The organism is Phenylobacterium glaciei (assembly GCF_016772415.1).
Classification (GTDB): domain Bacteria; phylum Pseudomonadota; class Alphaproteobacteria; order Caulobacterales; family Caulobacteraceae; genus Phenylobacterium; species Phenylobacterium glaciei.
Genome location: NZ_JAGSGD010000001.1, coordinates 2,072,031 through 2,087,102, shown reverse-complemented (window position 1 = coordinate 2,087,102; position 15,072 = coordinate 2,072,031). Strand labels below are relative to the sequence as shown.

General features: G+C 69.1%; 14 protein-coding genes. 4 read left to right on the top strand and 10 right to left on the bottom strand.

Annotated elements, in window-relative coordinates:
• Positions 1–60: 60 nt before the first annotated feature.
• Positions 61–3,231 (top strand): amidohydrolase family protein, encoded by a 3,171-nt coding sequence (locus JKL49_RS10155; protein WP_215340116.1) that lies wholly within the window; start codon positions 61–63, stop codon positions 3,229–3,231.
• 3 nt (positions 3,232–3,234) lie between these two features.
• On the opposite strand, the gene JKL49_RS10150 is transcribed toward JKL49_RS10155, so the two are convergent.
• The 3 genes from JKL49_RS10150 to folK all read right to left on the bottom strand — a co-directional run bounded on the left by JKL49_RS10150 (position 3,235) and on the right by folK (position 6,459).
• Positions 3,235–5,403, bottom strand: a complete 2,169-nt coding sequence (locus tag JKL49_RS10150) for a RelA/SpoT family protein (protein WP_215340107.1) — start codon at positions 5,401–5,403, stop codon at positions 3,235–3,237.
• 95 nt (positions 5,404–5,498) lie between these two features.
• Positions 5,499–5,858: a DNA-directed RNA polymerase subunit omega gene (rpoZ, locus tag JKL49_RS10145; RefSeq protein WP_215340105.1), complete on the bottom strand. Its 360-nt coding sequence runs from the start codon at positions 5,856–5,858 to the stop codon at positions 5,499–5,501.
• A 73-nt stretch (positions 5,859–5,931) separates the two neighbouring features.
• Positions 5,932–6,459, bottom strand: a complete 528-nt coding sequence (gene folK, locus JKL49_RS10140) for a 2-amino-4-hydroxy-6-hydroxymethyldihydropteridine diphosphokinase (RefSeq protein ID WP_215340095.1) — start codon at positions 6,457–6,459, stop codon at positions 5,932–5,934.
• Between the two features lie 35 nt (positions 6,460–6,494).
• Between folK and JKL49_RS10135 the strand changes: the two genes are divergently transcribed.
• Positions 6,495–7,088, top strand: a complete 594-nt coding sequence (locus JKL49_RS10135; protein ID WP_215340093.1) for a LabA-like NYN domain-containing protein — start codon at positions 6,495–6,497, stop codon at positions 7,086–7,088.
• A complete protein-coding gene (locus tag JKL49_RS10130; RefSeq protein WP_215340091.1) occupies positions 7,088–7,735 on the top strand; it encodes a uracil-DNA glycosylase in 648 nt (215 codons plus the stop codon). The genes JKL49_RS10135 and JKL49_RS10130 overlap by 1 nt, the downstream gene beginning before the upstream one ends.
• On the opposite strand, the gene JKL49_RS10125 is transcribed toward JKL49_RS10130, so the two are convergent.
• Genes JKL49_RS10125 through dapA form a run of 3 tightly spaced genes read right to left on the bottom strand, consistent with a single transcriptional unit; the run spans position 7,732 to position 9,820 of the window.
• Positions 7,732–8,481 (bottom strand): GNAT family N-acetyltransferase, encoded by a 750-nt coding sequence (locus tag JKL49_RS10125; protein ID WP_215340089.1) that lies wholly within the window; start codon positions 8,479–8,481, stop codon positions 7,732–7,734. The genes JKL49_RS10130 and JKL49_RS10125 overlap by 4 nt on opposite strands.
• On the bottom strand, positions 8,481–8,936 hold the full coding sequence (gene smpB, locus JKL49_RS10120) for an SsrA-binding protein SmpB (protein WP_215340087.1): 456 nt from the start codon (positions 8,934–8,936) through the stop codon (positions 8,481–8,483). The genes JKL49_RS10125 and smpB overlap by 1 nt, the downstream gene beginning before the upstream one ends.
• A complete protein-coding gene (gene dapA / locus JKL49_RS10115) occupies positions 8,936–9,820 on the bottom strand; it encodes a 4-hydroxy-tetrahydrodipicolinate synthase (protein ID WP_215340080.1) in 885 nt (294 codons plus the stop codon). The genes smpB and dapA overlap by 1 nt, the downstream gene beginning before the upstream one ends.
• Before the next feature lie 129 nt (positions 9,821–9,949).
• Between dapA and JKL49_RS10110 the strand changes: the two genes are divergently transcribed.
• Complete coding sequence (locus JKL49_RS10110; protein ID WP_249778070.1) at positions 9,950–12,100, top strand: lytic transglycosylase domain-containing protein; 2,151 nt, start codon at positions 9,950–9,952, stop codon at positions 12,098–12,100.
• Here the strand turns inward: JKL49_RS10110 and JKL49_RS10105 are convergent.
• From JKL49_RS10105 to JKL49_RS10090, 4 genes are read right to left on the bottom strand one after another with little or no spacing between them, the layout of a single operon-like run.
• On the bottom strand, positions 12,097–12,612 hold the full coding sequence (locus tag JKL49_RS10105) for a hypothetical protein (protein ID WP_215340079.1): 516 nt from the start codon (positions 12,610–12,612) through the stop codon (positions 12,097–12,099). The genes JKL49_RS10110 and JKL49_RS10105 overlap by 4 nt on opposite strands.
• Entirely contained in the window at positions 12,609–13,370 is a 762-nt protein-coding gene (locus JKL49_RS10100) for an ATP-binding cassette domain-containing protein (RefSeq protein WP_215340078.1), read from the bottom strand. The genes JKL49_RS10105 and JKL49_RS10100 overlap by 4 nt, the downstream gene beginning before the upstream one ends.
• Entirely contained in the window at positions 13,367–14,344 is a 978-nt protein-coding gene (locus tag JKL49_RS10095; protein ID WP_215340077.1) for a FecCD family ABC transporter permease, read from the bottom strand. The genes JKL49_RS10100 and JKL49_RS10095 overlap by 4 nt, the downstream gene beginning before the upstream one ends.
• Positions 14,341–15,069 (bottom strand): ABC transporter substrate-binding protein, encoded by a 729-nt coding sequence (locus JKL49_RS10090; protein ID WP_347340371.1) that lies wholly within the window; start codon positions 15,067–15,069, stop codon positions 14,341–14,343. The genes JKL49_RS10095 and JKL49_RS10090 overlap by 4 nt, the downstream gene beginning before the upstream one ends.
• Positions 15,070–15,072 lie beyond the last annotated feature (3 nt).

Below are 15,072 nucleotides of genomic sequence, written 5' to 3'. Positions count from 1 at the left end.
CCGGACCTCACCTCGCACTTCCCTACCCGGGTGCAACTGCCACTCAGAGCGGAGAGCAACATGAACGACGGGCGTGGCGGCGGCGTAGATCGTCGTCGGTTGCTATCCCTGGGAGGGACGGTCCTGGCCGCCTCCTCCCTCCCCGTGGCCGCCTCGGCCGCCAAGCCTGTCGAAGCGCCGGTCGAGGCCGGGCCGCAGTACGTCACCATCGTGGAGGGGACCAATATCGCGGTCACCGCTGCGCCGGATGGCAAGGCCGTGGCGTTCGACCTGTTCGGGGTGATGTGGTCCGTGTCGATCGAGGGCGGCGCGGCCACCCGTCTCACCGACGACCTGACGGACGGCGCTCAGCCCGACTGGTCGCCCGATTGCAAGACACTGGCCTTCCAATCCTACCGGGACGGCAATTTCCACATCTGGACGGTGGGGGCCGACGGCGCGGGCCTGAAGCAACTCACCAAGGGGCCTTACGACTGCCGCGAGCCGCGCTGGTCCCCGGACGGCAAGACCATCGCCTTCTCCTCCGACACCACCGGTCCCTATGCGATCCATGTGCTGGACGTGGCCACCGGCGCCATCAGGCTGTGGGCGCAGTCCAAGGGCCAGGCCTGCGAACCCTGCTGGTCGCCGGACGGGAGCAAGATCGCCTTCGCCGTCGACCGCGCCCGCATCGAGATGGTGGACGCCTTGGGGAAATCCGTAACCGCCGCGACCCTGTCGGTCTCCGCCGATCGCATGAACCCCACCGAGCTGCACAGCCCCAGCTTCACGCCGGACGGCGCCGACATCGTCTATCACGTGTTGGCCAACGGGGTTTCCGAGCTGCGCGGCTCCAAGGGCGCCCTGGTGAGGGGCGAGGACATCTTCCCCTTCCGCCCGACCTGGCTGCCCGGCGGCGACCTGGTCTATGCCGCCGACGGCAAGATCAAACGCCGCGGCGCGGGTGGGGTGAAAACCATCGAATTCTCCCTGGCCGTGCCGGTGCGTAAGCCTAGCTACGCCAAGAAGCAGCGCGACTACGACACCACCAAGGCCAAGCCCGTGGTGGGCATCGGCAGCCCGGCCCTGTCGCCGGACGGCAAACAGGTGGCCTTCCGGGCGCTGAACGACCTGTGGATCATGCCCTTGGGCGGCAAGCCCACAGCCCTGGTCAAGGACAGCTTCTGGAAGTGCGACCCCGCCTGGTCGCCGGACGGCAAGCTTCTGGCCTTCTCCACCGACCGCGCGGGTAGCCTGGATATCTGGGTCCGCGACCTCGCCACCGGCGCCGACCGCCAAGTGACGAGGCATGCCGGGGCTGCGGTGTCGGCCGCCTGGTCCAAGGATGGCAAGCAAATCGCCTTCCTCGACCAGACCGGCTCCCTACACACGGTCGATGTGGCGACGGGCGCCATCAAGCAGCGGTTCGGCGCCATCTGGGAGCCCGGCAAGCCGACCTGGAGCCTGGACGGCCAGACCATCGCTCTGGCCGCCTTCAAGCCCTACAACGCCCGCTTCCGCGAGGGGCTCTCAGAGATCATGACCGTGGACGTCGCCACCGGCGCGGCCACCTACCAACCCCACGCCCCCAACAAGTCCCTGGGCACCCGGGGCGACGACGGCCCGGTCTGGTCGCCGGACGGCAAGTCCATCGCCTATGTCTTCGCCAGCCGGCTGTGGACCGTCGAGGTCGACGCCAAGGGCAAATTCACCTCGGCGCCCCGGGCCCTGACCGACGAGGTCACCGACGCCCCGACCTGGAGTGGGGACTCCAGCCAGCTGCTCTACCTGTCGGGCGGCAAGCTGAATCTGATCGCGGCGGCCGGGGGTTCGGCCAAGACCATTCCCGTGCCCCTGACCTGGGCCAACGCCAAGCCCAAGGGCAAGACGGTGATCCGGGCCGGCAAGCTGTGGGACGGGCTCGGCCCCGACCTGAAGCGCGACGTGGACATCGTGGTGGACGGCAACCGCATCGCCGCCATCCTGCCGGCCGGCCAGGGCCCGACCGACGCGAAACTGATCGACGCCAAGGACGCCACGGTGATCCCGGGCCTGGTGGAAATCCACGCCCACCGGCAGATGCAGGGCTACGGCTATGGCGACCGCGAGGGCCGCCTGTGGCTGGCGCTGGGCATCACCACCACCCGCTCGCCGGGGTCGCCGGCCTACCACATGGTGGAGGATCGGGAGTCGCTGGACGCCGGCGCCCGCGTGGGGCCGCGCTACTTCTCCACCGGCGAGGCCATCGACGGGTCGCGCATCTACTACAACTTCATGCGGCCGGTGACCGAGCCCGACCAGATGCAGCTGGAGCTGGATCGGGCCGAGGCGCTCTCCTACGACCTGCTGAAGTCCTATGTGCGCCTGCCCCTGGCCGCCAGCCGCGAGATCACCGAGTGGGCCCACGCACGCGGGATGCACGTCACTTCGCACTATCACTATCCGGCGGTCAGCTTCGGCCTGGACGGCATGGAGCATATCGGGGCCACCAGCCGGTTCGGCTATTCGCGCACCACCAGCCCGATGGGGACCAGCTATCAGGACGTCACCGCCCTGTTCGTCCACAGCGGGGCGCGGCGGACGCCCACCCTGTTCTCGTCCTCGGCCATGTACGGAACCGACCGGTCGCTGGTGGACGACCCGCGCATCAAGGCCCTCTATCCGCCGTGGGAATATGCCCGGCTGCTGGAGCGGGCCGAGCAGGCCGCGGCGGGCGATCCGTCGGTGGCGCTCTCGTCCCTGGCCCAGAACGTCGAACACCTGCGCGACATCCTGCGCAGCGGCGGGCGGGTGGTGACGGGGACGGATTCCCCCATCGATTTCAACGGTATCAGCCTGCACATGAACCTGCGGGCCATGGTGAAGTATGGCCTGACCCCCTACGAGGCCCTGACCACGGCGACCCGGTTCTCCGGCGAGTTCCTGGACCAGCCGTTCGGGACGCTCACCGTCGGCGCCCTGGCAGACCTCGTGGTGACCGAGGGCAACCCCTTGGTCCGCATCGAGGACGCCGCGGCGGTGCGCCACGTAATGAAGGGCGGCGAGGTGTTCGACATCGCCACGCTGATCGCGCCCTTCAAGGACGTGGCCCATGCCGAGGTGACCCCGGTGAAGGCGCTCGCGGCCCGCAAGGGCGGCCAATGGTGGCACGAGGCGGCCTATGTGGAATCCGGCCGCGCCGCCTGCTGCGTCGATCCGTTCTGCGCGGTGCAGCAAAACGGGCGGCGGCGGTTCGTGGCGGTGGAGGTTTAGGTCCTAGCCCTTCGACCGCTCTACCGTCTCAACCGCCGGGTTGGCGCGCAGGGCGGCGGCGATGTGGGTGAGGTGGCGGGCGTCCTTGACCTCGACATCGAAGTCGACGTCGAAGAAGTCGGCGTGTCGGCGGTGCATGCGAAGGTTGACGATATTGCCGCCGGCCTCGCCGATCACCGTGCAGGCTTGGCCCAGCACGCCCGGCGCATTGCGGATTGTGGCGGTGAGCCGCGACAGGGTGACAGTGTTGCGCTCGGCCTCCGGCGTCCACTGCAGGTCGCGCCAGAGGTCTTCCTTGTCCTCGAATTCCGCCAGCTTGGCGCAGTCGATGGTGTGGACCGTCAGGCCGCCCCCATCCGGTTCGATGATGCCGACGATGCGATCGCCGGGCACTGGGGTGCAGCATTGGCCAAAGTGCAGGGACATGCCGGGCGTCAGGCCGCCACCGCGCACGTAGAGGCGGGCCGCCTTGCCACCCTCGATCCGGCGCACGGCCGTGGCCGCCTCGCGGTCCGAAGCCTTGAGGCCTGGGAAGATCACGTCCAACACCTGGGTCGGCGAGATGCGGCCGCGGCCGACGATCTCGAACAGGTCATCCTCTGTGGCGACGGCGAAGCGTTCCAGGGCGGGCTTCAGGGCCACGTCCTTGCGGGCCTTGCCGGCGCGCTCGAAGGTCTGGTCCACCGTGGCGCGGCCCAGGCGGATGAACTCCTCCTTCTCCGTCTGGCGGATATGGCGGCGGATGGCGGAGCGGGCGCGGCCCGTAACGGTGAGCGAGCGCCAGTCCGGCGGCACCACGGGCTTGGCCCCGCGGATGACCTCGACCACATCCCCATTCTGAAGAGTCGTCCGTAAGGGCTTGAGTTCGCCGTTGATCTTCACGCCGATGCAGGTGTCGCCCACGTCGGTGTGGACGGCATAGGCGAAGTCGAGCGGCATGGCCCCGCGCGGCAGGCTGACCAACTTGCCCTTGGGTGTGAAGACGAAGGCCTGGTCGAGATACATCTCGAGCTTGGCGTGCTCCACCAGCTCCTCAACGTCCCCGCCATGCTCCAGCACCTGAACCAGATGGCGCAAGTTGAGCAGGGGGTCACGGCCCCCGGCGTCGGCCTGGGCCTCGGCGTCGAAGCCGTAGGACTTGTCCTTGTAGCGCCAGTGGGCGGCCACGCCGTCCTCCGCCACCCGGTCCATGGCCTCGGTGCGGATCTGCATCTCGATGCGCATCCCACGCGGTCCCACCACGGTGGAGTGGATTGAGCGGTAGTTGTTGCGCTTGGGCGTGGAGATGAAGTCCTTGAATCGCTCGGGCACGCTGGGCCAGGCGCGATGGATGACCCCAAGCGCGCGGTAGCAGTCATCCTCGGTGTCGACGATGACCCGGAAGGCGTAGATGTCGGAAAGCTGGGAGAAGCCGATCGACTTGCGCTGCAGCTTGCGCCAAATCGAATAGGGGTTCTTTTCCCGACCGAAGACCCGGGCCGAGAGGCCGCCGGCCTCAAGCCGCGAGGCGATTTCGCCGGAGACCACCGCCACGGCGCCGCCTTGCTCGATGCGCAGGGTTTCCAGCCGGCGGCCGATGGCGTTGCGGGCCACCGGGTTCAGGTGCTCGAAGGCCAGCTCCTCCAGCTCCGAACAGATGCGGTGACAGCCGATGGAGCGTGCCAGCGGGGCGTAGATGTCCAGGGTCTCGCGGGCGATCCGCTCGCGCTTGGCCGGGCTTTTGATGTAGTGCAGCGTCCGCATGTTGTGCAGGCGGTCCGCCAGCTTGACCATCAGGACGCGGACGTCCTTGGAGATGGCCAGGATGAACTTGCGCAGGTTCTCGGCCTGCTTGGTGTGCTCGCTGTTGAGTTCCAGCTTGGTGAGCTTGGTGACGCCCTCCACCAGCTCGCTGATCTCGGCGCCGAACAGGTCGGTGATGTCCTGGGCGCTGACCGGGGTGTCCTCGATCACGTCGTGCAGCAGAGCCGTGACGATGGTCGCAGTGTCCAGCCGGTAGTCGGTCAGGATGCCCGCCACCTCGATGGGGTGGGCGAAATAGGGGTCGCCCGAGGCGCGCTTCTGCGATCCATGCATGCGCATGGCATAGACATAGGCGCGGTTCAGGATCGCCTCGTCGGCGGTCGGATCGTAGGAGCGGACCTTCTCGATCAGCTCATACTGGCGGAGCATGCGCGGGGGTCGAGCTGGAGCCGGCGGCGCAATCGTCTGGTCGGCGGCGGGTTCAGGCGCCGCCGTAAGTGTGAGAGGTTCTGCGCCTTCCGGGCTCAGTACCGCTCCTCCTGACCGCCGTCGCGGTCGCTCTGCAGGGCGCGGACCAGTTCCAGCTCGCTCATCTGCATGTGGGTCGGATCGGCCAGCAGGGCGAGGGTTTCAGCCTCTTCCTCGGCTTCCGAGCGCTCGTCGACGCGCTGCAGGGTCCCGATCAGGGTCTCGCGCAGTTCCTCGGCGTCCACCACGTCATCGGCGATCTCCCGCAGGGAGACGACAGGGTTCTTGTCGTTGTCGCGATCGACCAGGATGGCAGAGCCGGCCGAAATGGCGCGGGCCCGGTGGGCCGCCAGCAGCACGAGGCTGAAGCGGTTCGGAACTCGTTCGATGCAATCTTCGACGGTGACGCGGGCCATGGAATCCTCAAGTCGGGGGTAGAACCGAACAAAATAGAGGGTTTGACGGCGTTGTGCAACGCCGCATGGCGCGTCAGATCGGCCCGGCCTGCGCCTTTTTCGAGGCGGGACGCGCATCGAGCCCCACCGAGGCGCCCGCGGCAAGCTCGCGGGCGGTTTTTCCCAGGGTCGGATGACGCCATTCCGGGGCGATCTCTGCGAGCGGTCCCATGACGAACAGCCGCTCATGGGCCCGAGGATGCGGCAGGATCAGATCTGCCTTGGCCACAATCGCTTGGCCGTAAGCGATCAGGTCGAGATCGAGGGTCCGGGGTGCGTTTTGCTCGCTCCGGACGCGACCAAAATGGGCCTCGATTGAAAAAAGGGTATGCAGAGCTTGCAGCGGCGCCAGCTTCGTCTCGACAAGCGCGACGCCGTTGCGATACTCGTTGGCGGTCGGGTCCGGCCAGGCGGCAGAGCTCCACCAGGACGACCGGGCAACCACAGGCAATCCCGCCTGGGCGAAACGAGCGAGCGCCGCCTCAAGAAGAGCTTCGGACGAACCATAGTCGCCGGCCATATTACCGCCCAGCGCGACGATGACGGCCTCGTCCAGGTCCATGCGCCCCCCGCCCCCTTTATGGATTTCCGATCCCAATGACATTTTACCCCACGGACAGGCTGGCGCTCTTCATTGACGGCGCGAACCTGTATTCGGCCGCCAAGGGGCTCGGCTTCGATATCGACTATCGCAAGCTGCTGGAAGAGTTCCGCACGCGCGGGGTCCTAGTGCGCGCCTACTACTACACCGCGCTCGTCGAGGATCAGGAGTATTCGCCGATCCGCCCGCTGGTGGACTGGCTGGACTATAACGGCTTCCGCCTGGTGACGAAGCCGGCCCGGGAATACACCGACGCCCAGGGCCGCAAGCGCTGGCGCGGCGACATGGATGTCGAGATCGCCGTCGACATGCTGGAAATGGCCGCCCACGCCGACCACCTGGTGCTGTTCTCCGGCGACGGCGACTTCCGCTGCCTGGTGGAGGCCGTCCAGCGCAAGGGCGCGCGGGTGACGGTGGTCTCCACCGTTAAGTCGCAGCCGCCGATGGCCAGCGACGACCTGCGCCGCCAGGCCGACCATTTCATCGACCTCTCCGACCTGGCCGACATCATTGGCCGGCCCTCGCGCCTGCCGCGCTTCATCCAGGAGAGCCGCACCGGGGCCGACCGCGAGGCGGACGCCGAGGCCTGATGTTCAACGCGACCGCCGTGGCCGAGCCGCCACGGGACTGCCCGCTTTGCCCGCGCCTGGTGGCCTATCGGGAGATCAACCGCGCCGAGCACCCCGACTGGTGGAATGGCCCCGCCCCGTCCTTCGGCGACCAGAACGCGCGCCTGCTGGTGGCAGGCCTGGCGCCCGGCCGCACTGGCGCCAACCGCACCGGGCGGCCCTTCACCGGCGATGGCGCCGGGGTGATGCTCTACGAGACCCTCCTGAAGACCGGGTTCGCCCGTGGGGTTTATCAGGCGCGGCCCGACGACGGGCTGGAGCTGGAGGACTGCATGATCACCAATGCGGTGCGCTGCGCCCCGCCGCTGAACAAGCCCGAGACCCGCGAAGAGAACACCTGCCGTCCGTTCCTGACGGCGCGGCTGGCCGCCCTGCCCCGCCTGAAGGTGATCATCACCCTGGGCGATGTGTCGCGGCGAAATGTGCTGAAGGCGGTGGGCCTGAAGGCCTCGGCCGGGCCGCCGGGCCATGGGACCGAGTTCCAGGCCGGACCCTACGTGATCCTCAACAGCTATCATTGCTCACGTCTCAATACGAACACGGGCCGGCTGACAGCGGAGATGTTCGAGGCGGTGTTCCGCCGGGCCCGTGCGCTGATCGACGGCTAGCTGGGCTTGCTCCAGTAGAAATAGCGCCAAGCCTGGGTGAAGCCGGCGCGGCGGTAGAGTGACCGGGCCGGGGCGTTCTTCTCTTCCACCTGCAGGAAGGCCCGGTCGATGCCGCGCGACATCGCCTCGCCGACAAGCCCCGCCAGCACGCGGCCGGCCAGGCCCTCGCCCCGGCGGCTGAGGTCGGTGCGCATGCCGTGAAAGCTGGTCCAACCGTGGCCAAAGGATCCGCAGCCGACGGCGATGGTCTTGTCGCCATCGCGCACCATGCCGAACCGGGCGCCGGGCGAGCGGCTCAGCGCCTTGACCCGATAGGCGCCGTCGACGGGATCGAACCCCTCCCCCAGGAAGACGGCGGCCCAGGCGTCGTCCGGGCGCTCGGCGATCTCGGCGGGCGGAAGGTCGGTGACGGCGGTGACCGCACGGGCGACGGCGGTCTTGACCAGGGTCGGCTGCTCGAAGCCATAGCCTCGGCGGGCCAGCTCACCGCGCACGCTCTCCAGGCCGGGACCATCGGCGATGCGGAAGGCCGGCTTCAGGCCGCGCTCGGCGTAGGCGGCCTCAATGTGGTCCAGAACGGCGGCGTCAACAGGCAGATCATGGCGCAGGGGCACGGCGCTGGCGGCGCGGCGGATCGAGCCCGGATCGAGGCCGATCAGCCAGCCGTCGATCTCCAGGACTTCCTCAGGCGCGACGGCGGCCAGGGTCGCGCGCTCGATGGCTTCGATCTGCGTCGAGCCGACCATCAGCCCTTGTCGCGCATCAGGCGGGCCTTGTCGCGCTGCCAGTCGCGGTCGGCGGTGGCCTGGCGCTTGTCGTGGTTCTGCTTGCCCTTGGCGAGCGCGATCTCGAGCTTGGCGATGCCCTTCTCGTTCCAATAGAGCTTCATCGGAATGAGGGTGCGGCCCTCGCGCTGTACGGCGCCGATCAGCTTTTCGATCTGCTTCTTGTGCAGCAGCAGCTTCCGGTGCCGGCGCGGCTCGTGGTTGAAGCGGTTGGCCTGCCCGTAGGGCGGGATGTCGGCGTTGATCAGCACGATCTCGCGGCCTTCGACCGAGGCGTAGGACTCCGCGATATTGGCCCGTCCGACCCGCAGCGACTTCACCTCGGTGCCGGTCAGCATGAGGCCCGCCTCGAAGGTCTCCTCGAGGAAATAGTCGTACCGCGCGCGGCGGTTCTCGGCGATCAGCTTGCCGGCCATCAGATCAGGCCGGTTTCCCGCAGCGCGGCGAGAACCTCGTGCCGGGCTGTTTCCGAACACGCCGTGATCGGCAGGCGCACATCTTCCTGGCAAAGACCCAGATGGGCCAGGGCGAACTTGGTGGGCGCCGGCGAAGCATCGGAAAACAGCGACTTGTGCAGCAGCAGCAGGCGGTCCTGCCAATAGAGGGCGGTCTTCCAGTCCTCGCCCATCGCGGCATTGTAGAACGCCGCGCAGAGATCTGGCGCGACGTTGGAGGTCACCGAGATGCAGCCATGGCCGCCGTGGGCCATGTAGCCCAGCGCCGTGGGGTCGTCCCCCGACAGCATCACCCAGTCGGGACCGCACAGCAGGCGCTGCATGGTGGCCCGCGTCATGTCGCCGGTGGCGTCCTTGACGCCGATGATGTTGGGCAGCTTGGAGAGCCGGCCGAGGGTGGCGTCGGCGATGTCGATGCTGGTGCGGCCCGGCACGTTGTAGACCAGGACCGGCAGCTGCACGGCGTCGTTGATGGCCGCGTAGTGAGCGTAGAGGCCCTCCTGGCTCGGACGATTGTAATAGGGGGTCACCACCAGGGCCGCATCGGCGCCGACGGTCTTGGCGTGGTGAACCAGTTCGATGGCCTCGGCCGTCGAATTGGAGCCCGCGCCGGCGATAATCGGCACACGTCCCGCGGCGGTGGCGACGCACAGCTCCACAACCCGACGGTGTTCGTCGTGGCTGAGCGTCGCGGTTTCGCCTGTGGTGCCAACAGGCACCAGGCCGTGGACACCGCCCGCGATCTGGCGTTCGACAAGGGCGACAAACGCCTGCTCATCGATCGCGCCGTCGCGAAACGGCGTCACGAGGGCCGGCATGACGCCCTTGAACAAAGGTTCGGACATGGTCTGCAAAAAGCCGTGAAAGCGAGGCCAGTTGTTGCGGCCTCAAGATTTGGCCGGACAATATGGCGGGCAGGCCCTAAGCCGCAACCAGACTCGTTCCGTTATTCGATCGATCCGGAGATATTCGTTTTGGCGTCCAAGGCCCGCAAGGCAATCTTCACCGCAGTCGCGGCCGTTCTGCTGACCGGCGTGGCCGAGGCGCAACAGCCGACCCAGGGCCGCGCGCCCTATGAAGGGCCGCCCCCACCCATCGAGCTGACCCAGACCCAGCCGGTCGCCTATCGCCGGGGGCTATCGGACGCTGACGGCGCTGCGCTGCGCAGCGCGCTGGACAGCGCCAAGCGGGCCGATGTCACGGGCGCGCGCACCGCGATCGCCATGATCAACGATCCGATCGCCAAGAAGATCGCCATCTGGGCGATGGCCGACGCCAATTCCGACGCGCTCAGCTTCTTCGAGATCGACCAGGCGCGCCGCGACCTGGCCGGCTGGCCCCGCGCCACCCGCCGGCAAGTGGCCGCCGAGAAACTGCTGGAGACCGGGGGCCTGAGCCCGCAACGGACCATCGAATGGTTCGGCGGCTCTGATCCCGTGACCGCCGAGGGCGCCATGGCGCTGGCATCGGCCTACCGCGCCACGGGCCGGACCAAGGAGGCGACCCTCCTGATCCGCAACACCTGGCGCAACAAACTGTTTGAGGCCGATCCGCAGCGGGCCATGCTGGCCCGGTTCGGCGATGTCCTGACGCCGGACGACCACGTGCGGCGCGCCGACGTCATCCTGTTCGGCAGCCAGGGTCCGGCGGCCCGGGACATGATCCCCCTGCTCCCCGCCGACCAGGCGCAGCTGGCCCAGGCGCGGATGGCCCTGCGCCAGAACGCGGGCAACGCCAACGCCCTGGTCAACAACCTGCCGGCCAGCGTCTCCAACTCGCCGGGCCTGGCCTTTGAGCGCGCGGCCTATATGCGCCGCCGGGGCATGGACCAGGTGGCGCTGGGGCTGGTGCGCAGCTTCCCCACCGAGATCCCCTTCTCCGAGATGGGCGACCGGATCTGGGACGAGCGCTACCAGCTGGTGATCACCTCGCTGCGCAACAGCGACTCACAAGGCGCTTACCTCGCCGCCGCGGACACCGGCCTGACCCAGGGGGCCGACGCCGCCGAGGCCGAGTTCTATGCCGGATGGATCGCGCTCACCCGGCTGAAGCGTCCCGAGGACGCCGACCGTCACTTCGCCGCCATCGAAAAGATCGGCTCCTCGCCAATCACCCGCGCCCGCGCCCTCTACTGGCGCGGCCGGTCGGCCGAGGCCAGGGGGCAACAGGATCGCGCCCAGGGCTTCTATGGCGCGGCGGCCAAGTTCAACACGACCTTCTACGGCCAGCTGGCCGGCGAGAAGGTGGGCTCGGGCAAGCTGGTCCTGGGGCATGATCCCGGCATCACCCAGTCCGACCGCAACCGTTTCGAGGGCCGCGACGCCGTGCGCGCCGCCCGCATGCTGTATGAGATCGGCAACAAGGACCTGTTCAAGACCTTCGTCCTGACCCTGGACGACGTCCTGCCCACCGCAGAGGAAGAAGCCCTGCTGGTGGACATGGTCCGCGGCTACGGCGACATCGACACGGGCATGAAGGTGGTGCGCGCCGCCGCCCAGCGTGGCTTCATCCTGCCCGAGCGCGGCTATCCCGTCCGCTCGACCCCGAGCGTGGCAGGGGGACCGGAGTCCGCACTTGTGCTTGGCATCACGCGGCAGGAGAGCGGCTTCGACCCGATGATCCGTTCCGGCGCCGGCGCTCGGGGCATGATGCAGCTGATGCCGGGCACCGCTTCGGTGGTCGCCCGCCGCATGGGCGTCGGCTATTCGCCCGGCATGTTGGATGACCCCGAGTACAACATGCGGGTCGGATCGACCTATCTGGGACAGATGGTGGACAACTTCTCCGGCTCCTACCCCATGGCCATCGCCGCCTACAACGCCGGACCCGGACGGCCCGCCACCTGGTCGGCCTTCTGCGGCGACCCGCGCGGCGCGGCCACCGACCCCATCGACTTCATCGAATGCATCCCGTTCTCCGAGACCCGCAACTACGTGATGCGTGTGATGGAAGGCATGCAGGTCTATCGCGCCCGGCTGAACGGCGGCACGGCGCCCATCACGCTCTCGGCGGACCTCAAGCGCGGTGGCTACGGCACGGGCTATACGCCGTCCGGCGGTATGGTGGAGACTCAGAACTCCGTCCCGACCCAGGCGGCGGGCGGGATGCGGCCCATCCCCAACTAGGCTTCGTTCACCCAGGTTTCGATCAACGGGGCGATCAGATCGAGGTCCTCGTAGAGATGGTCGTCGCCGGGGATTTCCACCGCCGTGCAAAGCGGGTGGCGCGCCACGATGGCGGCGACGTCGCGATAGGCGCCGTTGTAGTCGGCCGTCTGCTGGATGAAGAGCGTCGGAACCGCCGCGCAGTGGGCCTCCAGCAAGGGCATCCATCCCTCGGGAATGAACCGGGCGAGCGGGGTCGCGAGGAAGACGCAGGCCTGGGGCGCGAACCCGTGCCGTTCTCGCGCCAGCATGACGATCAGGTTGCCGATCGACTTGGAGATGACCAGGTCGGCGCCGCTGCCGCTGACCGCCAGAGCGTCGGGCGAGACATCGGGATTGCTGACATCGGCGCAGTCCCAGAAGCTATGGGGCCGTACGACGGCCTGCGTCTGACCGATCTCAAGCCGATCAATCAGACCCTGCATCTGGGCCAGGGTCTCCGGCTTGCGGCCGGGCAGTCCCAGCACCTTCATGGCCGATATCTCCGCGCCGCCAGGGTCAGGCCGGCGGAGGTTTCTTCCAACGCGCCTTCCAGGCCAAAGACCTCGCGCAGGACCGTGGGGGTGAGGGCGTCACGGGGGGCGCCTTCGGAAACCACGCGGCCTGAGCCCACCACCACAAGCCGGTCGCAGGCGCGCGCCGCCAGGCCCAGGTCGTGCAGGGTGAGGACCACGGCGGCGCCGCGCGCGGCCTCCTCGCCGAACAGCTCCAGGGACAGCAGTTGGGCGTCGGGGTCGAGGCCGGCAGCCGGTTCGTCGGCCACCAGCAGCGGCGCGGCGGTCGCCAGCAGACGGGCCAGCAGCACCCTCGCCCGCTCGCCGCCCGAGAGGTCGAGCACCCCGCGCTCGGCGAGGCCGGCCAAGCCCACGCGGCCCAGGGCGTCCATGGCGACGGCCTGGGCGAGCGCAGGGGATTTCAGGGCCGCGCCCAGGCTGGCGATGCGCCAGGCCGGCAGATTCCAGCCGACCCGGCGTTCCTGGGGCAGGTAACCGGCCAGGGCGGCGCGAGTGGCCTCGTCCAGGCCCGCGACGTCACGCCCGCCCAGCTCGGCGCGGCCAGAGTCGAGCTTGGCCAGGCCGAGGGCGGCGCGCAACAGGGTGGTCTTGCCCGCGCCGTTCGGCCCGACGACGCCGACGACCTGGCCGGGTTGAACCGTCAGGCTGGCGCCGCGCAGCACCGGGGTCTCCCCCCGGCGGACCGTGGCGTCGTGCAGGGACAATGCGGCGGTCATGCGCGCCAGCTCCGGGCCGCGCGCCAGGCGATCAGGGCGAACAGCGGCGCGCCGAACAGGGCGGTGACGACGCCGAGCTTCAGCTCCTGGTCGGTGGGAATCATGCGGGCGGCGATGTCGGCGGCGACGAGCAGAATGGCGCCGGCCAGGGCCGAGGGGGCCAGGGCCTTGCCGGGATCGGCGCCGGCGCCGGCCCGCACCAGATGCGGCGCGGCCAGGCCCACAAAGCCGATGATCCCGGCCATGGCGACCGCCGCCCCCGTGAGCAGGGAGGCGCCGGCCACGGCGGCGGCGCGCAGGCGACCCATGGGCAGGCCCGACAGGGCAGCGGTCTCCTCGCCCAAGGTCAGCATCACCAGGCCCCGCGCCGCGTAGACGCAGAGGCCGGCGCCAAGCGCCATGGGCGCCAGTTCCCAACCGATATCGCTCCAGCTTCGGTTGGCCACCGTGCCCATCAGCCACGACAGGATCTCCGCCGTGGTCACCGGCGACGGCGACAGGTTGAAGATCAGCGAGGTCAGGGCGCCGGCGAAGGCCGAAAGCGCCACGCCGAACAGGATCAGGGTCTCCGGCTCGCGGAACCGGGCGGCCAGCGCGGTCAGCAGCAGACCGGTGGCGAGGGCTGCCACCAGGGCCGCGGCCTCCGTCCCACCGGGGATGGCGGCCAAGCCGAGGGCGATGGCCAGGGATGCGCCGAGACCAGCGCCGGCCGAGACCCCGAGCACCCCAGGGTCCGCCAGGGGATTGCGCAGCAGGCCCTGCATCACCGCCCCGGCCAGGCCCAGCGCCCCGCCCACCACAGCGGCGGCCACGACCCGCGGCGCGCGGATAGCCCACAGAACCTCGCCCGGCCCCGCGGTGGGATCGCTGAAGGCCTGGGCGTACTGGGCGGCGCTCAGCGGCGTCTCCCCCAGCAGCAGGCCGAGCGACAGCAGCACCAGCAGGGCGGCGATCAGGATCAGGTTGAGCTTCATCGCGGGGCTTTGGACGCCAAGATCTCGACGGCCTCGGCGGCGGCGGGATCGGGACAGCCCAGCATGGAGCCCGGCAGGCTGGCCACGGTGCGCCGGGTGGCGACGCGGCGCATGACCTGGTGGCGGCCCAGGCTCCAATGGTTGTTGGACATCAGGTCCCCGAAGAAGCCCAGCACCAGGGCGCGCGGCGGCGTCATCGCCATCTGCTCCAGGGAGACAGGCTGGAAGCCGGGACCAGGCGGCGTGGGGGTCAGGCCGGCGGACTTCAGGATCTGATACACCAAGGTTCCCTCCCCGCCGGTGAAGCCGCCCGGGGTGATATAGAGCGCCGTGGCCCCGCGCCAGGCGCCAGCCGAGCGATCCAGCCGGGCGTCCATCTCCGCGATGACGGCCTCGCCCTGGGCTCGGCGGTCCAGGGCGGCGGCCACCCGGCGGACATTGGCCCGGACGCCGCCGAAGTCCGAAGCGTCCTCGATGGTCACCACGCGAACGCCGCGTTTCTCGACCTGAGCGATGAAGCGCGGATCGCCGCCCCAGTAGCGGACGATCAGCTCCGGCCGAGCCGCGAGGGTCGATTCCAGGCTGCTGCGGCGTTGGGGCAGACCCTTGGCCAGGTCACGGAGCCGGGAGTCTGCATCATTGGCCCGGGTGGACAGACCCACGATCGCCTCACGCGGGCTGAGCGCCAGGACATACTGGTCGGCGCATTGATCCAGGGAGAGCACGCG

Bases quoted from the DNA above. Each gene is read 5' to 3' on its own strand.
- JKL49_RS10155 (WP_215340116.1), top strand. From the start codon at position 61: ATGAACGACGGGCGTGGCGGCGGCGTAGATCGTCGTCGGTTGCTATCC.
- JKL49_RS10150 (WP_215340107.1), bottom strand. From the start codon at position 5,403: ATGCTCCGCCAGTATGAGCTGATCGAGAAGGTCCGCTCCTACGATCCG.
- rpoZ (WP_215340105.1), bottom strand. From the start codon at position 5,858: ATGGCCCGCGTCACCGTCGAAGATTGCATCGAACGAGTTCCGAACCGC.
- folK (WP_215340095.1), bottom strand. From the start codon at position 6,459: ATGGACCTGGACGAGGCCGTCATCGTCGCGCTGGGCGGTAATATGGCC.
- JKL49_RS10135 (WP_215340093.1), top strand. From the start codon at position 6,495: ATGACATTTTACCCCACGGACAGGCTGGCGCTCTTCATTGACGGCGCG.
- JKL49_RS10130 (WP_215340091.1), top strand. From the start codon at position 7,088: ATGTTCAACGCGACCGCCGTGGCCGAGCCGCCACGGGACTGCCCGCTT.
- JKL49_RS10125 (WP_215340089.1), bottom strand. From the start codon at position 8,481: ATGGTCGGCTCGACGCAGATCGAAGCCATCGAGCGCGCGACCCTGGCC.
- smpB (WP_215340087.1), bottom strand. From the start codon at position 8,936: ATGGCCGGCAAGCTGATCGCCGAGAACCGCCGCGCGCGGTACGACTAT.
- dapA (WP_215340080.1), bottom strand. From the start codon at position 9,820: ATGTCCGAACCTTTGTTCAAGGGCGTCATGCCGGCCCTCGTGACGCCG.
- JKL49_RS10105 (WP_215340079.1), bottom strand. From the start codon at position 12,612: ATGAAGGTGCTGGGACTGCCCGGCCGCAAGCCGGAGACCCTGGCCCAG.
- JKL49_RS10100 (WP_215340078.1), bottom strand. From the start codon at position 13,370: ATGACCGCCGCATTGTCCCTGCACGACGCCACGGTCCGCCGGGGGGAG.
- JKL49_RS10095 (WP_215340077.1), bottom strand. From the start codon at position 14,344: ATGAAGCTCAACCTGATCCTGATCGCCGCCCTGCTGGTGCTGCTGTCG.